This is a genomic window from Rhizobium albus (assembly GCA_030160035.1).
GTDB lineage: Bacteria > Pseudomonadota > Alphaproteobacteria > Rhizobiales > Rhizobiaceae > Georhizobium > Georhizobium albus.
In genome coordinates this window covers 1,231,639-1,247,083 of record BSNO01000001.1, presented here as the reverse complement: position 1 = coordinate 1,247,083, position 15,445 = coordinate 1,231,639, and the positions used below count along the sequence as shown (strand labels likewise).

Genomic DNA, 15,445 nt, shown 5'->3' with positions numbered 1-15,445 from the left:
GGAAGCTTGCAAGCGTCGCGGTAACGCCGATAGAACCCGTCCAACGAAACGACCAGGAGACGGGATCATGGACATCACTGGAGTAGCGGCAATCGTCACCGGCGGCGCGTCCGGGCTCGGTGCGGCGACGGCGCGAGCACTGGCGAAGGCAGGCGCCAAGGTGGCCCTGATCGATCACAATGAGGCGGGCGCGAAACAAATCGCCGACGAAATCGGTGGCATCGGCATCGGCTGCGACGTTTCGAGCGCCGAGCAGGCCGAAGACGCCGTCAAGCGTGCAGAAGAGGCGCATGGGCCGGCCCGCATCCTCGTCAACTGCGCCGGCATCGCGCCTGCAAAGAAGGTTCTGTCGAAAACGGGCGTCATGCCGCTCGACGAGTTCCGCAAGGCCATCGAAGTCAATCTGATCGGCACGTTCAACTTCCTGCGCCTCGTGGCGGAGCGCGCAGCTAATCTCGATCCGGTTTCGGAAAGCGGTGAGCGCGGCGTCATCATCAACACCGCGTCCGTCGCCGCCTATGAAGGCCAGATCGGCCAGACGGCCTATGCCGCATCCAAGGGTGGCGTAAAGGCGCTGACGCTGCCGGCCGCACGCGAATTCGCGCAGATCGGCATCCGCGTCTGCTGCATCGCGCCGGGCATTTTCGAAACGCCGATGCTGCTCGGCCTGCCGGAGCCGGCGCAAAAGAGCCTCGGTGCCTCGGTGCCCTTTCCGTCGCGCCTCGGCAAGCCGGACGAATACGCCAAGCTCGTGCTTGCCATTCTCGATAACGAAATGCTGAACGGCGAGACGATCCGCCTCGATGGCGCGCTTCGCATGGCGCCGAAATAAAGCCGTCTTCTCCGCGGCTCAGACATCATCCTGGCGATGGGTCTGAGCCGGGCGGTCGATCGCGATCGACTTGACGAGAACGAAGACCGGCCGGCCTTCGGCGAGCCCGAGCTCGGCGACGGCCATGCGCGTGACGCGGGCGCGCACGCCGACACCCGCCACATCCACCAGCACTTCCGCATAGGCCGTATCGGCCTCTGCCGCGATCTGACGAACGGTGCCCGAGAGAACATTGCGGATCGAAAGCCCGCTCGGCCGCTCCGTCGCCAGAGCAACGTCGCGGGCACGCAGCCGGACCTTCACCATCTGGCCGATCGCGCCGTCGATGCGCGGAACGAGGAGCGGCTGGCCGCGATGGTCGAGCCTAGTCATTGCCCACTCCGCGTCATGGTCGACGATCTCAACCGTCAACGTGACACCTGCCTCGAAGCGCCCCGTAAGCGGCCCTAGATCGATGCGCGACAGAACCTCCTCGACTGGCCCCTTGGCAGCGACGCGACCGGCTGAGAGCACGATCATCCGATCGGCGAGTTGCCCGACCTCTTCCACCGCATGGGTGACGTAGACGATCGGAATTGAGAACCGACGCGGCAGGCTGGCGATATGCGGCAGGATCTCGGCTTTGCGCCTGCCATCGAGCGCCGCGAGCGGCTCGTCGAGCAGCAGCAGACGCGGCCGCGAAAGCAGCGTTCGGGCGGTGGCGACGCGCTGGCGTTCGCCGCCGGACAGTGCCGTGACGGATCGGTCGAGCAGCGGTGCGAGATCGAGCGCATCGACAACGTCATCGAAGGTCGGCCTGTCCCCGATCTTGCGCGAGCGGCGGTCGGCGAAAGCGAGATTGCCCTTTACCGAAAGATGATCGAAGAGCCGCGCATCCTGGAACACATAGCCGACGCCACGCCGCTCCGTCGGCACGAATTGCCCCGTGGCGCTTTCCTGCCAGATGTCGCGGTCGAAGCGCACATGGCCGCTCGCTTCGCGGTCGAGACCCGAGAGAATGCGCAGAAGCGTGCTCTTGCCGCAGCCGGAATGGCCGAAAAGCGCCGTGATGCCGGCAAGCGGGATCGCCTCTTCCACCTCAAGATCGAAGGCGCCGAAGCGGCGCGCGATGCCAATGTCGAGCATCGCCATCGTCAGACCGTCTTCAGCGGAAAGCGGCGGTTGAGCGTATAGACCGTCATCAGCACGACGAAGGAGAAGACGAGCATGATGGCCGACAGGACATGCGCTTCCGCATAGCGCAGCGTCTCGACATGCTCGTAGATCGCAATCGAGATGACGCGCGTCTCGCCAGGAATGTTGCCGCCGACCATGAGCACCACGCCGAACTCGCCGACCGTATGCGCGAACGTCAGCACGATCGCCGTGAGGAACCCGCGCGCGGCCAGCGGTGCGGCAACGAAGAAGAAGCGGTCGAGCGGCCCTGCCCGCAGGGTTGCAGCCGCTTCGAGCGGCGCCTTGCCCACTGCCTCGAATGCGGCCTGCAGCGGCTGCACCATGAAGGGCAGCGAATAAAAGACGGACGCGATCACGAGACCGATGAAAGAGAAGGTGAGCGTCGTGTCTGTCAGGCTCACCCAGAACGCGCCGAGCGGCGCGCGCGGGCTCATCAAAACCAGCAGATAAAAGCCGATGACGGTGGGCGGCAGCACGAGCGGCAGTGCCGTCAGTGCCTCGACCACCGGTTTCAGGCACGCGCGTGTGTGCGCCAGCCACCACGCAAGCGGCGTACCGAGCACGAGCAGCACGAGCGTCGTCACGGCAGCAAGCTGCATCGTGAGAATGAGCGGGCCGGGATCGGGAAGCGGGATTGAAGACAGCATCAGGCTCTATTCTGTGGCGTAGCCATAGTCTTCGATAATGGCCTTTGCCGGCGCGCTGGCAAGGTATGCGATGAACGCAGTCGCAGCCTCGTTGTCCGCGCCGCGCGCGGTGACGACCGCATCCTGGCGGATCGGCTCGTAGAACTCCTGGGGCACGTCCCAGCGGCTGCCGGGCTGCTGATTGGAAGGGCTGAGCACGTAGGACAGCGCGACGAAGCCGGCTTCCGCATTGCCGGTCGAAACCATCGCGTGGGTCTGACCGATATTTTCGCCGCGCACGATCTTGGGCTCGAGCGTCTCCCAGAGACCGAGCGCTTCAAGCGTCTGGCGCGCTGCCAGCCCATAGGGCGCGACATCGGGATTGGCGATCGCGAGTGCGCGGAGGGTGTTGGCTTGAAGGAACGCGGCGCCATCCTCCCCGATCAGGGTTTCGTCGGCGCTCCACAGCGTCAGCTTGCCGATCGCATAGGTGAAACGCGTTCCCTCAGCCGCACCGCCCTCGGCTTCCAGCTGCGCGATGGAGCGCTGATCGGCGGAGAGAAACACGTCGAACGGCGCACCATTGATGATCTGCGCATAAAGCTGACCGGTTGACCCTGCGGAGATCCTCAGCGTGTGATCGGTTTCTGCTTCGAACGCATCGACGAGAACCTCGGCCACCTCGGCAAAATTCGCGGCAACAGCAAGTGTCGCTTCCGCCGCGCGCGCGGGCTGTGCGCCTATCACCGCAGCAAACGCGAGAGCGCCAACGGTGAAACGGCGGAGCTTGGCAGGCGATGTCAGCATGGCAAGAGGCGCCCGATAGGTTTTGACGAACATATCGGCAGGGAACCAGAGATGACGCGGCCGCGCAACCGTTATTTCCGTTCGGACATATCGGAAAGCATCGCCTTGAGTTTCTGGACCTCTGCCACGCTCTCGGCAACCACCCGCGCCTCCATCTGACGGTAAAGCGCGAGGGCCGCCTCCCCGGCTTCGGTCAGCACCGCGCCGCCGCGTTCTGAGCCACCCTTGGATGTTTCGACGAGTGGCCTTGAGAAGTTTCGGTTCAGCGTTTCGATCAGCGTCCAGGCGCGCTTGTAGCTCATGCCCATGCGTCGACCGGCGGCTGCGATGGAGCCGGTTTCGCGGATCCCGTCGAGCAGGTCCGCCTTGCCGGGCCCGAACGCGATGTCGGCGCCGAGCACGATGCGCAGCCTGACGGTCGGATCGCTCTTCGAATGGGTCATCGCCAAAACCTAGCCAGCGGTGATGCCGCCGTCGACATTGAATGTCTGGCCGGTGATGAAGCTCGATGCAGGCGACGCCGCATAGATCACGGCTTCGACCACGTCCTCGACGCTCGCCAGCCGCCGCATCGGGATGCCCTTTGCCAGCAGATCCACGTCCGGGCCGCCTTTCGTGATCGTCTCGGTCACCATCGCGGTCGGGGAAAATGTCGGGCAGATCGCGTTGACCCGCACGCCATGGCGGGCATTCTCGAGCGCCGCCGATTTCGTCAGTCCGACGACGCCGTGTTTCGCCGCCGCGTATACCGCGAGCCCATTGGCGCCGATGACGCCGGCGATGGACGCGATGTTGACGATGGCGGACGGCCGGCCCGTCGCGGCAAAGCGCCGGCGCATCGGCGGGAGTTGATGCCGCATGCCGTGGATCACGCCCATGAGATTGACGGCGATCAACTGCTCCGCTTCCGCTGCCGTCACCTCATGCAGCGGCTTGAAGGCCGTAGCGATCCCGGCATTGTTGATGGCGACATCGATGGCGCCGAACCGGTCGAGCGCCGCAGCGACAAGATGTGCCGATGTCTCTTCGTAAATGATGTCGCCGCTAAGCAGCACCGTTTCGCAATCCAGCCCGGCTGCGCTTTCGGCAAGCAGCGCCTCGTCGCGATCGGCAAGAACGAGACGCGCTCCCTCATCGGCAAAGCGTTTCGCCATCGCGCGGCCGAACCCGCCGGCCGCCCCGGTGATGAGGACGACAGCGCCTACGAACGGTCCGCCCCGCTCACCCATTGCGGATCACGTCCATCGCCTCAGAAGCGATCAGCGGGATCGCGCGGCCCATTTCGCGCGCGCGTTCCGGATTGGACGCATTGCCGTCGACAGCGCGCCTCAGCACGCCCTGCAGGATCGCGCCGAGGCGAAAGAAGGCGAAGGCGAGATAGAAGCGCCAATTGTCGATGCGATCGATGCCGCGCAGCCGGCAATAGGTCGCGACATAGTCCTCTTCGCTCGGGATGCCGAGTGCGGCGCGATCCAGCCCACCCAGCCCCTTGAACGTGCTGTCATGCGGCAGCCGTAGCTGCATGCACTGGTAGGAAAGATCGGCATAGGGATGACCGAGCGTCGACAGCTCCCAATCGAGAACGCCGAGGATCGTCGCGCTGTCCTTGGCAAAGATCATGTTGTCCATGCGGAAATCGCCATGCACCAGCGAGACCTGGCTGTCATCGTCCGGCAGGTTTTCGGCAAGCCAGTCGATCAGCGCATCCATGTCGGGGATCGGATCGATGACGCTTGCGCGGTACTGCTCGCTCCAGCGCTTCAGCTGGCGCTCGAAATAATTGCCGGGCCGCCCGAAATCGGAAAGCCCGGCAGCCTCGATGTCGACATCGTGCAGCGCAGCCAGTGCCTTGACCATCGCGTCATAGATTGCCTGACGTTCGTGCGCGGACAGTTCGGGCAAGGCCGGATCCCACAGGATGCGCCCATCCAGATGCTCCATGACGAAGAACATCCGACCCATGACGGAGTCCTCCGGCGAGAGATAGTGAACCCTTGGAACCGGCACCGCCGTGCCGCCGAGCGCGCGCATGACGCGAAACTCGCGATCGACCTGATGCGCGGATTTCAAGAGCTGCCCGGGCGGCTTGGCGCGCAGCACGAAGCGGCGGTCCGCGGTGACAATCAGATAGGTCGGGTTCGACTGGCCAGTGTCGAACTTGCGCATTTCGCTGATGCGGCCGAAGCCCTCGATCTCGCCGGCCAGCACAGCTTCCAGCGCATCGATGTCCGGCATGTCCACGATATCCGTCACCGCCGCCATCACTGGAAGTCCTTGAACAGTCGGTTGCTGTCATGCGCGGACATGCCGCCATCGAGCGGCAGGATTGCGCCCGAAATATACGCGCCCGCCTTCGAGCAAAGGTAGAGCGTGGCGCCCGCGATATCGTCAGGCGACCCGATCCGCCCCAGCGGAACGCCGCGACCGACGATTTCGGCCTTCTCATCCGTGCCGGTGGCAAATGCCGTCATTTTGCTCTGGAAAGGCCCAGGCGCGAAAGCGTTGACGGTGATGCGGCGGGCCGCGAATTCATTGGCGAGAATGCGCGTGAGGTGATGCACCGCGGCCTTCGACGCCGAATAGGAATAGGCGCCATCGGCGAGCGGCACCGTTCCCATGACCGAGCCGAGATTGATGACGCGCGCCGGGTCCGCATCGCTGGCGGCCTTGTCGAGCAGCGGCAGGAGGTCCCGCGTCAGCGTGAACAGGCCCGCGACATTGACGTTCATCACCTTCTGCCAGGCGGCATGAGGAAAACTCTCGAGCGGCTCGCCCCAGGAGATACCGGCATTGTTGACGAGGATATTCAGGCGGTCGGTGCGCTGCGCCAGTTCCGCTGCAAGCGCCTTCACGCCCTCCTCGCTGCCGACATCGCCGGCAAAGCCTTCAGCACGACCGGATGCGCCAATACCGTTCAGCTCTTGTGCCACGGCTTCGCAATCCGCGCCCTTGCGCGAAGCGATGTAGACATGCGCGCCGCCTTGCACGAGCGCCGTCGCAACCATGCGTCCGATGCCGGTGGCACCGCCCGTCACGAGCGCCGTCTTGTCCTTGACCGTAAAGAGGTCCTCCAGATAGGCCATATGCTCCTCCGCCCTGTCCTCATCGATCCTTAGTCGATGGAGACGGCGAAGGACAACCGAGGAGGAAGGATGAGATGAGCGCCATGGACCTTGGAATGACGGACCGGCTCATCCCGATTCACGCTGCGGTAAAGCAGATGATCGAAGAGGAGATCGCCCCGCTTGACGCAGAGTTCCTCGCCGAAGTCGGTAGAGGCGATCGCTGGTCGCACACCGCCCGCCAAAGCGAAATCCTGACAACGCTGAAAGCAAAAGCGCGCGAGTGCGGTCTCTGGAATTTCTGGCTCACCGACAGCGAGCGCGGCTACGGCCTGACGACGGTGGACTATGCCTATCTCGCCGAAGAAATGGGCAAGTCGCATTTGGCAGCCGAGATCTTCAACTGCGCCGCGCCCGACACCGGCAACATGGAAGTGCTCGAACGCTACGGCTCGGATATTCACAAGGAGCGCTGGCTGAAGCCCCTGCTCGCCGGCGATATCCGCTCGGCCTATCTGATGACCGAGCCGGACGTCGCCTGCTCCGACGCCACCAACATCGCCATGCGCTGCGACCGCGATGGCGACCATTATGTGCTGAACGGCGAGAAGTGGTGGGCGTCGGGCGCCGGCGATCCGCGCTGCGCCGTTTACATCGTCATGGTGCGGACCGGTGGCGAAGATGTGCCGCGCCACCGCCGCCATTCCATGCTGGTGGTCGACGCGAAAACTCCAGGCATCGAGAAGCTGCGGGCCATGGCGGTCTATGGCGATGACGACGCGCCACACGGGCATCTGCATCTGCGTTTCAGCGATGTGCGTGTACCGGTCGAGGACCTGCTCGTCGGCGAAGGACGCGGCTTCGAGATCGCGCAAGGTCGGCTTGGCCCCGGCCGCATCCACCATTGCATGCGCGCCACCGGCCAGGCGGAACGTGCCCTCGAACTCATGTGCCGGCGTGCCGTCGAGCGCGAAGCCTTCGGCAAGCACCTCGCCGATCTCGGCGCCAACCACGACATCATCGCCGAATGCCGCATGGAGATCGAAATGGCGCGGCTTCTCTGCCTGCGCGCCGCCTTTGCCATGGACCAGAAGGATGCAAAGGCTGCTGCACCCTGGATCAGCCAGATCAAGGTCGTAGCGCCGAATGTCGCGCTCAAGGTCGTCGATCAAGCGGTGCAGATGTTTGGCGGTCAGGGCGTGTCACAGGACACGCCGCTTGCGCGCATGTGGACGCATCTGCGCACGCTGCGTCTTGCCGATGGACCGGACGCTGTCCACCGCCGCCAGGTGGCGCGCAACGAACTCGCCCTTTACCGCGAAGGATCCGCCAAATGACCAGCGCCATCGTCTGCCACACCTTCGGCCCGCTCGATCAGTTGCGGTTGGAAAGGGTCGAGTTGAGGGCGCCGGCTGCGGGCAAAGTGCAGGTCAAAGCGGAAGCGATCGGCGTCAACTATCCGGATGGGCTTCTGGTGCAGGGCCTCTACCAGATGAAGCCGCAAACGCCGTTCACCCCCGGCATGGAAGTCGCCGGCACGATCGCGGCATTGGGCGACAATGTCGAAGGCTTTGCGATCGGCGATCGCGTCGCGGCACTCCTCACCACCGGCGGCTATGCGAGCGAACTCGTGACCGATGCCGCCAATCTGATCGCGCTTCCCGATCACGTGTCGTTCGATGACGCCTGTGCCCTGCTCTGTGCCTATGGCACGTCGCATCATGCGCTGAAGCAACGTGCGTCACTTCAACCGGGCGAGAAGCTGCTGGTGCTGGGTGCTGCGGGTTCCACCGGCATTGCCGCGATCCAGATCGGCAAGGCGATGGGCGCACATGTCATCGCGGTCGCATCGAGCGAGGATAAGCGTGCGCTGGCTGAAGCAAACGGCGCCGACGTCGTGCTCGGCTATGATGACCTGAAAGACGCGGTGAAGCAGGAGACCGCCGGCCGAGGTGTCGATGTCGTCTTCGATCCCGTTGGAGGCGATGCCTTCGACACGGCCACGCGGCTGATGGCGCGGGGCGGCAGGCTGCTCGTCGTCGGCTTCGCGTCGGGGCGCATTCCGAGCTTTCCCGTCAACCTGGCACTCGTGAAGGAGTTTGCCGTGATCGGCGTATTCTGGGGAAACTTCATCGCCAGGGAACGCGCGCTCTATCTGGAAAACATGCGCGAGCTGTTCGCCTGGCACGCGAATGGTCGCGTGAGACCTCATGTCGGTGACAAGCGCCCGCTCGCCGACGCGGCCGCCGTGTTGAGCGAAATTCTGCAGCGCGGTGCGCGTGGCAAGACGGTGCTCGTGCCCTGATATTGCCGCGACGCAACCTTACATAAGCAAATGTGGAACAAGTCATCTTCCGTCGCGTTGAGGGGGCAACGAAACGGAGGCGGACGATGCCCACGAAAGCAAGTATTGAGCGCACGGCAAACGAAGTATTCGAGACCGTGGAAGATCAGGTCGGCCGCTTTGCCGGCAAGGCCTACGAGACTGGACGCGCGCAGGCTGAAGCCGTCGTCGACGAACAGCGCAATGCATTCAAGAATTTCTGCATGACGATCGTGCGCGCGCTTCGCCGCGGCGGCGACGAACTGCGCGACGAAGGTTATGCAACCGTTGCCGGCATGGTCGATGATGTCGCCACCAAGGCCGAAGAGATGACGACCAACGTGGACGATCTCGACATGCGCTCCGCCACGCAGCGCGTCGAAGACTTCGTGCGCGAAAAGCCACTGGTCGCTTACGGCGCGCTGGCAATCGCAGGCTTCCTTGTCGCCAACACCCTGCAGTCCGCTGCGCAGCACCGCCAGCAGCGCAACATCGCAGCGCCGCGTCCGGCAAGCACACGCCAGCCGCAATCGCGCGCGCCACGTGGGTCAGCCAGCGCGAAGTCTGCAGGCACGACCACCCGCAGGCGCACGACGAAATCGACCGCCTGAGGGACATGACGCGTTGCGTACCCGGCACCTTTCTTGCCGAGCATTGAGAGAACGATGACCGATCCACAACGACCGATTCAACCGCCATCGCTGATCCAGAACCTCAGGGCTCTGTTCGAAGATACGATCGATCTATTCCGCAAGGAGATCGAACTCGCAAAGGCGGAGTTTTCGGAGAAGTTGTCGCAGGCACAGAGCGGCCTGACGATGATTTTTTGCGGACTGCTGCTGTGTGCCGTCGCAACCTTCCTGCTTGCTCAGGCGTTGGTTGCATGGCTCGCGATTTACCTCGGCCCGGCCGGTGCAGCACTCGCAATCGGTGCGGCTGTCCTTCTGTTCGGTGTCATCGCCTTATGGATCGGGGCCGCCCGGCTGAAGCCGCAAAATCTGAAACCTGTGAGAACCATTCGCGCAACGAGCGAGAATGCGACCCAATTCAAGGAGACCTTCAATGACAAAATCAAGTGAGCGCATCGAAGAAGAAATTGACGGCCTGCGTGAGCGCATGAAGGACCGGATCGACACCACTGCCCGCGAATTCTCGCCGAAGGCACTGGCTGGTCGTGTCACGGGCCAGGAAGACCCTTCCGCCAGCGAGATGATGGACTGGGCCGTGCAGAAGGCACGCAACAATCCGCTCTCGACAGCTTTGGTGGCGCTCGGCCTGCTTGGCCTCGCAACCCAGTCCAACGAGCGCACGCGCCTTCTGTCGCGTCGTGACGTGGACAAGGGCACTCAACGGATTCGCGGCTATGCATCCAAGGCGTCCGATACCGCCCGTGGCTACATCCATGATGCCGCCGATGTCGCTGTCGAAGCAGCTGACGACGCTGTGCATTACGCCCGCGAGACAGCCGAGAGCGCGAGCCGCGCCGTAACCCGTTCGGCCCATGATGCAGAACTCGCAGCACGTCGTGCAGCCCGCTATTCCGCCGACACCACGCAGGAAGGCGTCGAGTGGGTCAAGCGCAACCCGACGGCAACGGGCTTGTTCGCGCTGGCGATCGGCGCTGCAGCAGCCTCGATGTTCGCCGCACGTCGCAACCAGGATCCGGTGCTCGCTGCTCTCTCCGACGACAGCGACGATGATGATGCCCCGATCCCTGCACGTCGCGCACCCGTAAAGCGCGCGCCGCGCAGCGCGCCAGTTGCAGCAGCTTCCGCAGCTGGCACCACACGCAAGTCCACGCGTAAATCTGCGGCGAATGAGCCGGCAACGCGCAAACGCTCGACCTCAGCGTCATCGAAGACGGCAGCCTCTGGCGCTTCGGAAACCGTGCGGAAGGCACGCCAGACCCGCGCCCGTAAGACGCCGGCCGCCGACAAGGCATCGACGTCTACGGCTTCGAGCGGTAATGGCAACAACGCCGCTTCGACGACGAACCAGTCTTCCGCTCCTGCAACGACGGCTTCGACGACGTCCACCCCGCAGGTGCATTGATCGCAGGGGTTCTGACGAACTGCTCAGCAGAAAGCCCGGCATGGGCCGGGCTTTTTTCTTTGCCTGGGCTGATCAATTCGCGGAACCCGATTCCCGCTGGGACGTTTTTCAGATGAAGAAGCTGCAACGGCTTCTCTCTAGAAAAACAAGGAGATGCCTAATGAACTGGGACATCATCGAAGGTAAGTGGAACGAGTTTCGCGGCAAGGCCCAGCAGCAGTGGGGCAAGCTCACGGACGACGATCTTGATCGCGCCAAGGGCAGCCGCACGGAACTCGCCGGCCTTATTCAGCAGCGCTACGGCGTCGAACGGGACGAAGCTGAGCGTCAGGTCGACGAGTGGCGCTCCCGCCACTAGCAGTCATTAGGCTTAGGCCAGTGCGAACGCCGCTCGTCATCACGGGCGGCGTTTTTGTTTTGCCGCAGAAGTTGATGCGGGAATAGGAAAAAGCCCGATGCGATCGACGACCGCATCGGGCTTTGGCAATCCGGAACCTATCCAGAACGTGTCAGGCTGCGGACTTCTTGTCCGACTGACGATTGAAAAACAATGCCTGGCTGATGAGTGCGCGAACCATGTCGGGCTGGAACGGCTTGGTGACAAGGAACGCCGGCTCTGGCCGCTTGCCCGTCAGAAGCTGCTCTGGATAAGCCGTGATGAAGATCACCGGAACGTCGGTTTCTTTGAGAATGTCGTTCACGGCATCGATGCCGGAACTGCCGTCGGCAAGCTGGATATCCGACAGGATGATGCCCGGCTTCTTCTTTGCGAAGAGTGCGTTGGCTTCCGAGTGTGTGCGCGCAATGCCAGTGACCGAATGGCCGAGGTCGATGACGAGGTTTTCGATGTCCATCGCGATCAGCGGCTCGTCCTCGATGATCATGACATCGGTGGCAACCTGCTGGGCGATGTCACGCGAGGCCTGAACGAGGAGTTCAGAGAAATCGTCTTCGGACATTGAAAGGATTTCGGCACCCTCGGACTTCGAGAAGCCTTCGACCGCGACGAGAAGAAATGCCTGGCGCGGCAGCGGCGCGATCATCTGAAGGTTATGGTCGCTCTTTTCCATGCCGCCGAGACCGGAATGCGGGGTGACATTGACCTCGATGGACTTCCAGATCGTCGCAAAAGTTTTATAGAGGCCGATCTTCGCGTCGTGACCGCGGGGAAACAGATCGACATCGGCAATCAGCGCCTCGAGCACTGCAGTGACATAAGCGTCGCCGCTGCTCTGGGAACCGGTGAGCGAGCGTGCAAAGCGCCGCAAGAATGGAAGGTGCGGAGCAAGCTCGGCAGCTAAAGACATATGGAACTCCCTCGAATGGGCGCGCTGTGGAAAGTCGAATGTGCGTCGCCGGGTGATAAACAATCGAATGTCAAAAAAAGTTCCCTATAGGGCGGAACAATTTTCAACAAGCTGCGTTGCACGGCTGCGAGTAGGGGTCGGAAAGGATACCATTGCATATGAATTCTACGAAGAGTGAGGGATCGGGTGGCGCAGCGTCGCAGCGGCCGCTGGATGATCTCTCGTCATCACAAATCGGTAAGCGCCTGAAGTCGATGTACGACGAAGTCGCGCAAGAACCTGTCCCCGATAAATTCATGGACCTGCTCGCCAGCCTGGAGCGTGCAGAAAAGGATCGCTCGAATGGGTGAGCCTGATCCCGCCGACCTGTCGGCGTTCCGAAAGGATCTTCTGGCCGTCGTTCCCAACCTGCGCGCGTTTGCAATGTCGCTGATCGGCTCGGCCGACAGAGCGGATGACCTCGTTCAGGAAACGCTGATGAAGGCGTGGGCGAAGCAATCCAGCTTCGAACGCGGCACCAATCTCAAGGCCTGGCTCTTCACCATTCTGCGCAACGAGTTCTATACGCAGATGCGCAAGAAAGGCCGTGAAGTTTCCGACGCCGACGGCATCCATGCCGCGCGCATGGCCGGGCATCCCGAACAGATGGGTCACCTCGATCTGCAGGACTTTCGCAAGGCACTTGAGCTGCTGCCGGCCGACCAGAAGGAAGCGATCATCCTCGTGGGTGGTTCGGGCTTTTCCTACGAAGAAGCGGCGGAAATCTGCAATTGCGCCATCGGCACGATCAAGAGCCGTGTCAGCCGTGCGCGCACGCGCCTTGCCGAGTTGATGAGCGTCGAAGCCGAAGACGAATTCGGTCCTGACGCTGTCACGCGTCAGATCATGACCGGCTCGAGCCGATCGAACATGTAACGTAGTCAGCCGGGTCGAACGATCCGGCTGATCCCTCCCCCCCCTACCGATTCTTCAGAAGATCTTGGATGACCTGCTTGAGCCTGTCGAAATGATAGGGCTTCTCAAGATAAGGTACGTCCGGAAATTCGGTCGCGACCTCTTCCGGCTTGGCGTAGCCCGAGGTGAAGACGAACGGAATGCCGCGCGCCTTGATCGTCTTCGCGAATTCGATCGAATTTCCATCCGACAACGACAGGTCCAAAACGGCCAGATCGAAGCGGTCGGACCGGTTGATGGCTTCGATCGCCTCGACCAGATCCTGAAAGATCACGACGCTGTTGGCACCCAATTCCAGCAATGCCTGCTCCGCCTCATACGCGATGAGAAACGCGTCTTCCAGTATGAGAGCAGACAAATTGGACAAGGGACCGCCACCTTCCGGGGGCAAATTCATTTATGAAGAACCTATTAACTGGAAATCGTCACCGATGTAACGTGCCGCCCCTTCCCCGGTCTTTTACTTATGACATAGCAATTGCCGACGCAATTGGGCATCTGGTCTTGAGGAACACGAATTTCGCAGTTGCACACATGCGCGAAGCGGCAACACGAAGCTTGGGGCTTTCTGCTACAAAAGAAGTGTGATCGGAAGCCAGGCACATGCTATCAGTGTGCTTGGTAGGGGCACGGGGTGTGCCGCCGGGTTTGGGCATTAGCGGTTTAAGAATGGCGACGACCATCAAGAGTGCGACTTCAGCCGCCATGAGCGCGGCTGTCCATCGGCTTGCCAACACCGTTCTCTTGAACGAAGAGGAAGTCGACTTCTTCGAACAACTTCAGATCAACCGTGTGGCATATCAACGCGGCGAGGATCTGGTGGTGGATGGAGACGATTTCCGCGTCTGCTTCCTGGTGCGCCGCGGCTGGGCCATCAAGTACAAGATCACCAAGGCCGGACGCCGCCAGATCATTGGTGTGGCGCTGCCCGGAGACTTCATCGGCCTTCACATCAATTTCCAAAGGCGCGCGTCCTATTCGGTGGCAGCGCTAACCGAACTCGAAACCGCCGTGATCGAGCCGATCCGGCTGCTTGAGGTCTATCAGAGATACCCGGTTCTCGCCTCGGGTCTGGACTGGATGTCGGTCCGCAACTTTAACATTCTCAGCGAGCACAATGTCTCGCTCGGCGCCCGACCCGCAAGCCAGCGGATATTGCATTTCATGCTGGAGCTTTGGTGCCGCTTGCGTAGCATTGGCGAGGCTGATGAAGACGGCTTCAAGCTGATGATGACGCAGGAGCAGATCTCCGACACGATGGGTCTGTCGCTGGTTCACACCAACAAAAACCTGCGCAAGCTTCAACGCGAAGGCCTGCTGTCGATGAACAACGGCATCGTGGGGTTTCCCGACCCTGCCCGGTCGATCGAATATGCGGATTTCGACGAGCGTTTCCTGGAGAACTTCCAGGCGAGCCGGCTCGTAGCAAGCGCACTTTCTCGTTGAGATCGGCAGCAGGGCCCTCACTTACTTGGGAGCATAAGCGTACAAAAAAAGCGCGCCGCATTTCTGCGGCGCGCTTGAACGTGATCTAAAATCGATATCAGCAAGCAGCTGTGTACCGGCGACCATAACGATCTTCGTATATGCACTGGCTGCTGTTTTCGGACGCGCGACCGATCAACGCGCCACCGACTGCGCCTGCGGCGCCGCCGATCAGAGCACCATCAGTGCCACCGACTGCTGCGCCGATTGCCGCGCCACCGACGCCACCGACCACAGCGCCCTGCTGCGTCTGCGTGCATGCTGCGAGCGGGAGGGCGAGAAGGGCGACTGCGAGTGTTTTTTTCATGATTTTGTTCCCAATAACCGAAACTGGAGCGGAGATTTCCGCAGGTGACCGATTGCAAGACCGGGAGCCCACACTCCCCTCCGTCGCCTAGCATCGCACCCGAAACGCGAAAGTCGTCGAATGGTTCCGTGCTTACTGACGCGATGTCTTCGTCAGTGCAACGTCACTCGACGCATAGAGCGAATCGCCTGCTACTACATCGACCAGAAGCTCGCCGCTGGTGTTGAAGTCCCAGGCTACGATCGCGTCCTGTTCGAAATCGGCAGGATCGACGACTGCACACTGACCATAGACGACCGGGTGATCGTTGCTGATGCTGCGCAGCACTGGCTCCATGTCCTGTTCGCACATCTGGACCGTTTCATAACCGACGGTCGGCGCTGAGAGTTCGCGGCATTCGATGTCGCCGTGACCACATCCGATAAGCACCATAATTGCTGCAATATGTTCCATCGGTCCGTCCTCTCATGGGATCGTTTCGATGGAAAAATGCAGCCGGCGGGACTTGGTTCCG

21 protein-coding genes are annotated in these 15,445 nt (G+C 62.1%); 10 read left to right on the top strand and 11 right to left on the bottom strand.

Annotated features, from left to right (window positions below):
- Positions 1-67: 67 nt before the first annotated feature.
- On the top strand, positions 68-832 hold the full coding sequence (locus QQL76_RS05955; RefSeq protein WP_499206789.1) for a Rossmann-fold NAD(P)-binding domain-containing protein: 765 nt from the start codon (positions 68-70) through the stop codon (positions 830-832).
- A gap of 18 nt (positions 833-850) precedes the next feature.
- Here the strand turns inward: QQL76_RS05955 and modC are convergent, their stop codons facing one another.
- From modC to QQL76_RS05920, 7 genes are all read right to left on the bottom strand, one after another.
- Entirely contained in the window at positions 851-1,963 is a 1,113-nt protein-coding gene (gene modC / locus QQL76_RS05950) for a molybdenum ABC transporter ATP-binding protein (protein ID WP_499206788.1), read from the bottom strand.
- A gap of 2 nt (positions 1,964-1,965) precedes the next feature.
- Positions 1,966-2,655: a molybdate ABC transporter permease subunit gene (gene modB / locus QQL76_RS05945; RefSeq protein WP_499206787.1), complete on the bottom strand. Its 690-nt coding sequence runs from the start codon at positions 2,653-2,655 to the stop codon at positions 1,966-1,968.
- Positions 2,656-2,661: 6 nt separating this feature from the next.
- Positions 2,662-3,441, bottom strand: a complete 780-nt coding sequence (gene modA / locus QQL76_RS05940) for a molybdate ABC transporter substrate-binding protein (protein ID WP_499206786.1) — start codon at positions 3,439-3,441, stop codon at positions 2,662-2,664.
- 71 nt (positions 3,442-3,512) lie between these two features.
- Positions 3,513-3,884 (bottom strand): winged helix-turn-helix domain-containing protein, encoded by a 372-nt coding sequence (locus tag QQL76_RS05935; RefSeq protein WP_499206785.1) that lies wholly within the window; start codon positions 3,882-3,884, stop codon positions 3,513-3,515.
- 9 nt (positions 3,885-3,893) lie between these two features.
- A complete protein-coding gene (locus QQL76_RS05930; protein ID WP_499206784.1) occupies positions 3,894-4,670 on the bottom strand; it encodes an SDR family NAD(P)-dependent oxidoreductase in 777 nt (258 codons plus the stop codon).
- Positions 4,663-5,703, bottom strand: coding sequence for a phosphotransferase (locus QQL76_RS05925; RefSeq protein WP_499206783.1), 1,041 nt, complete (start codon positions 5,701-5,703; stop codon positions 4,663-4,665). The genes QQL76_RS05930 and QQL76_RS05925 overlap by 8 nt, the downstream gene beginning before the upstream one ends.
- On the bottom strand, positions 5,703-6,524 hold the full coding sequence (locus tag QQL76_RS05920; protein WP_499206782.1) for a Rossmann-fold NAD(P)-binding domain-containing protein: 822 nt from the start codon (positions 6,522-6,524) through the stop codon (positions 5,703-5,705). Before QQL76_RS05920 ends, QQL76_RS05925 begins: the two co-directional genes overlap by 1 nt.
- Positions 6,525-6,598: 74 nt before the next feature.
- Between QQL76_RS05920 and QQL76_RS05915 the strand changes: the two genes are divergently transcribed.
- The 6 genes from QQL76_RS05915 (at position 6,599) to QQL76_RS05890 (ending at position 11,236) form a co-directional block, all read left to right on the top strand.
- Complete coding sequence (locus QQL76_RS05915; protein WP_499206781.1) at positions 6,599-7,840, top strand: acyl-CoA dehydrogenase family protein; 1,242 nt, start codon at positions 6,599-6,601, stop codon at positions 7,838-7,840.
- Positions 7,837-8,808, top strand: coding sequence for an NADPH:quinone oxidoreductase family protein (locus QQL76_RS05910; protein WP_499206780.1), 972 nt, complete (start codon positions 7,837-7,839; stop codon positions 8,806-8,808). Before QQL76_RS05915 ends, QQL76_RS05910 begins: the two co-directional genes overlap by 4 nt.
- 86 nt (positions 8,809-8,894) lie before the next feature.
- Complete coding sequence (locus QQL76_RS05905) at positions 8,895-9,437, top strand: hypothetical protein (protein WP_499206779.1); 543 nt, start codon at positions 8,895-8,897, stop codon at positions 9,435-9,437.
- Between the two features lie 33 nt (positions 9,438-9,470).
- Positions 9,471-9,905, top strand: a complete 435-nt coding sequence (locus tag QQL76_RS05900) for a phage holin family protein (RefSeq protein ID WP_499206778.1) — start codon at positions 9,471-9,473, stop codon at positions 9,903-9,905.
- Entirely contained in the window at positions 9,889-10,878 is a 990-nt protein-coding gene (locus QQL76_RS05895; protein ID WP_499206777.1) for a hypothetical protein, read from the top strand. Before QQL76_RS05900 ends, QQL76_RS05895 begins: the two co-directional genes overlap by 17 nt.
- 160 nt (positions 10,879-11,038) lie before the next feature.
- On the top strand, positions 11,039-11,236 hold the full coding sequence (locus QQL76_RS05890; protein WP_499206776.1) for a CsbD family protein: 198 nt from the start codon (positions 11,039-11,041) through the stop codon (positions 11,234-11,236).
- Positions 11,237-11,387: 151 nt separating this feature from the next.
- Here QQL76_RS05890 and QQL76_RS05885 read toward each other — a convergent pair whose 3' ends face one another.
- Positions 11,388-12,185 carry a response regulator gene (locus QQL76_RS05885; protein ID WP_499206775.1) on the bottom strand — a complete coding sequence of 266 codons (798 nt, stop codon included), beginning with the start codon at positions 12,183-12,185 and terminating at the stop codon, positions 11,388-11,390.
- A gap of 158 nt (positions 12,186-12,343) precedes the next feature.
- Between QQL76_RS05885 and QQL76_RS05880 the strand changes: the two genes are divergently transcribed.
- Together QQL76_RS05880 and QQL76_RS05875 are read left to right on the top strand one after the other, a co-directional pair.
- Entirely contained in the window at positions 12,344-12,535 is a 192-nt protein-coding gene (locus tag QQL76_RS05880) for a NepR family anti-sigma factor (RefSeq protein WP_126009759.1), read from the top strand.
- Entirely contained in the window at positions 12,528-13,100 is a 573-nt protein-coding gene (locus tag QQL76_RS05875; RefSeq protein ID WP_126009758.1) for a sigma-70 family RNA polymerase sigma factor, read from the top strand. Before QQL76_RS05880 ends, QQL76_RS05875 begins: the two co-directional genes overlap by 8 nt.
- A 43-nt stretch (positions 13,101-13,143) precedes the next feature.
- Here QQL76_RS05875 and QQL76_RS05870 read toward each other — a convergent pair whose 3' ends face one another.
- Positions 13,144-13,506, bottom strand: a complete 363-nt coding sequence (locus QQL76_RS05870; protein WP_199864584.1) for a response regulator — start codon at positions 13,504-13,506, stop codon at positions 13,144-13,146.
- 302 nt (positions 13,507-13,808) lie between these two features.
- On the opposite strand from QQL76_RS05870, the gene QQL76_RS05865 reads away from it, so the two are divergent.
- Positions 13,809-14,585: a Crp/Fnr family transcriptional regulator gene (locus tag QQL76_RS05865; protein WP_499206774.1), complete on the top strand. Its 777-nt coding sequence runs from the start codon at positions 13,809-13,811 to the stop codon at positions 14,583-14,585.
- Between the two features lie 97 nt (positions 14,586-14,682).
- On the opposite strand, the gene QQL76_RS05860 is transcribed toward QQL76_RS05865, so the two are convergent.
- Entirely contained in the window at positions 14,683-14,931 is a 249-nt protein-coding gene (locus QQL76_RS05860; protein WP_499206773.1) for a YMGG-like glycine zipper-containing protein, read from the bottom strand.
- A 132-nt stretch (positions 14,932-15,063) separates the two neighbouring features.
- Positions 15,064-15,384, bottom strand: a complete 321-nt coding sequence (locus tag QQL76_RS05855) for a hypothetical protein (protein WP_126009754.1) — start codon at positions 15,382-15,384, stop codon at positions 15,064-15,066.
- Between the last annotated feature and the right edge of the window lie 61 nt (positions 15,385-15,445).

Coding starts and splice junctions, on each gene's coding strand:
- QQL76_RS05955 (WP_499206789.1), top strand. CDS start 68: ATGGACATCACTGGAGTAGCGGCAATCGTCACCGGCGGCGCGTCCGGG.
- modC (WP_499206788.1), bottom strand. CDS start 1,963: ATGGCGATGCTCGACATTGGCATCGCGCGCCGCTTCGGCGCCTTCGAT.
- modB (WP_499206787.1), bottom strand. CDS start 2,655: ATGCTGTCTTCAATCCCGCTTCCCGATCCCGGCCCGCTCATTCTCACG.
- modA (WP_499206786.1), bottom strand. CDS start 3,441: ATGCTGACATCGCCTGCCAAGCTCCGCCGTTTCACCGTTGGCGCTCTC.
- QQL76_RS05935 (WP_499206785.1), bottom strand. CDS start 3,884: ATGACCCATTCGAAGAGCGATCCGACCGTCAGGCTGCGCATCGTGCTC.
- QQL76_RS05930 (WP_499206784.1), bottom strand. CDS start 4,670: ATGGGTGAGCGGGGCGGACCGTTCGTAGGCGCTGTCGTCCTCATCACC.
- QQL76_RS05925 (WP_499206783.1), bottom strand. CDS start 5,703: ATGGCGGCGGTGACGGATATCGTGGACATGCCGGACATCGATGCGCTG.
- QQL76_RS05920 (WP_499206782.1), bottom strand. CDS start 6,524: ATGGCCTATCTGGAGGACCTCTTTACGGTCAAGGACAAGACGGCGCTC.
- QQL76_RS05915 (WP_499206781.1), top strand. CDS start 6,599: ATGAGCGCCATGGACCTTGGAATGACGGACCGGCTCATCCCGATTCAC.
- QQL76_RS05910 (WP_499206780.1), top strand. CDS start 7,837: ATGACCAGCGCCATCGTCTGCCACACCTTCGGCCCGCTCGATCAGTTG.
- QQL76_RS05905 (WP_499206779.1), top strand. CDS start 8,895: ATGCCCACGAAAGCAAGTATTGAGCGCACGGCAAACGAAGTATTCGAG.
- QQL76_RS05895 (WP_499206777.1), top strand. CDS start 9,889: ATGACAAAATCAAGTGAGCGCATCGAAGAAGAAATTGACGGCCTGCGT.
- QQL76_RS05890 (WP_499206776.1), top strand. CDS start 11,039: ATGAACTGGGACATCATCGAAGGTAAGTGGAACGAGTTTCGCGGCAAG.
- QQL76_RS05885 (WP_499206775.1), bottom strand. CDS start 12,185: ATGTCTTTAGCTGCCGAGCTTGCTCCGCACCTTCCATTCTTGCGGCGC.
- QQL76_RS05880 (WP_126009759.1), top strand. CDS start 12,344: ATGAATTCTACGAAGAGTGAGGGATCGGGTGGCGCAGCGTCGCAGCGG.
- QQL76_RS05875 (WP_126009758.1), top strand. CDS start 12,528: ATGGGTGAGCCTGATCCCGCCGACCTGTCGGCGTTCCGAAAGGATCTT.
- QQL76_RS05865 (WP_499206774.1), top strand. CDS start 13,809: ATGGCGACGACCATCAAGAGTGCGACTTCAGCCGCCATGAGCGCGGCT.
- QQL76_RS05860 (WP_499206773.1), bottom strand. CDS start 14,931: ATGAAAAAAACACTCGCAGTCGCCCTTCTCGCCCTCCCGCTCGCAGCA.
- QQL76_RS05855 (WP_126009754.1), bottom strand. CDS start 15,384: ATGGAACATATTGCAGCAATTATGGTGCTTATCGGATGTGGTCACGGC.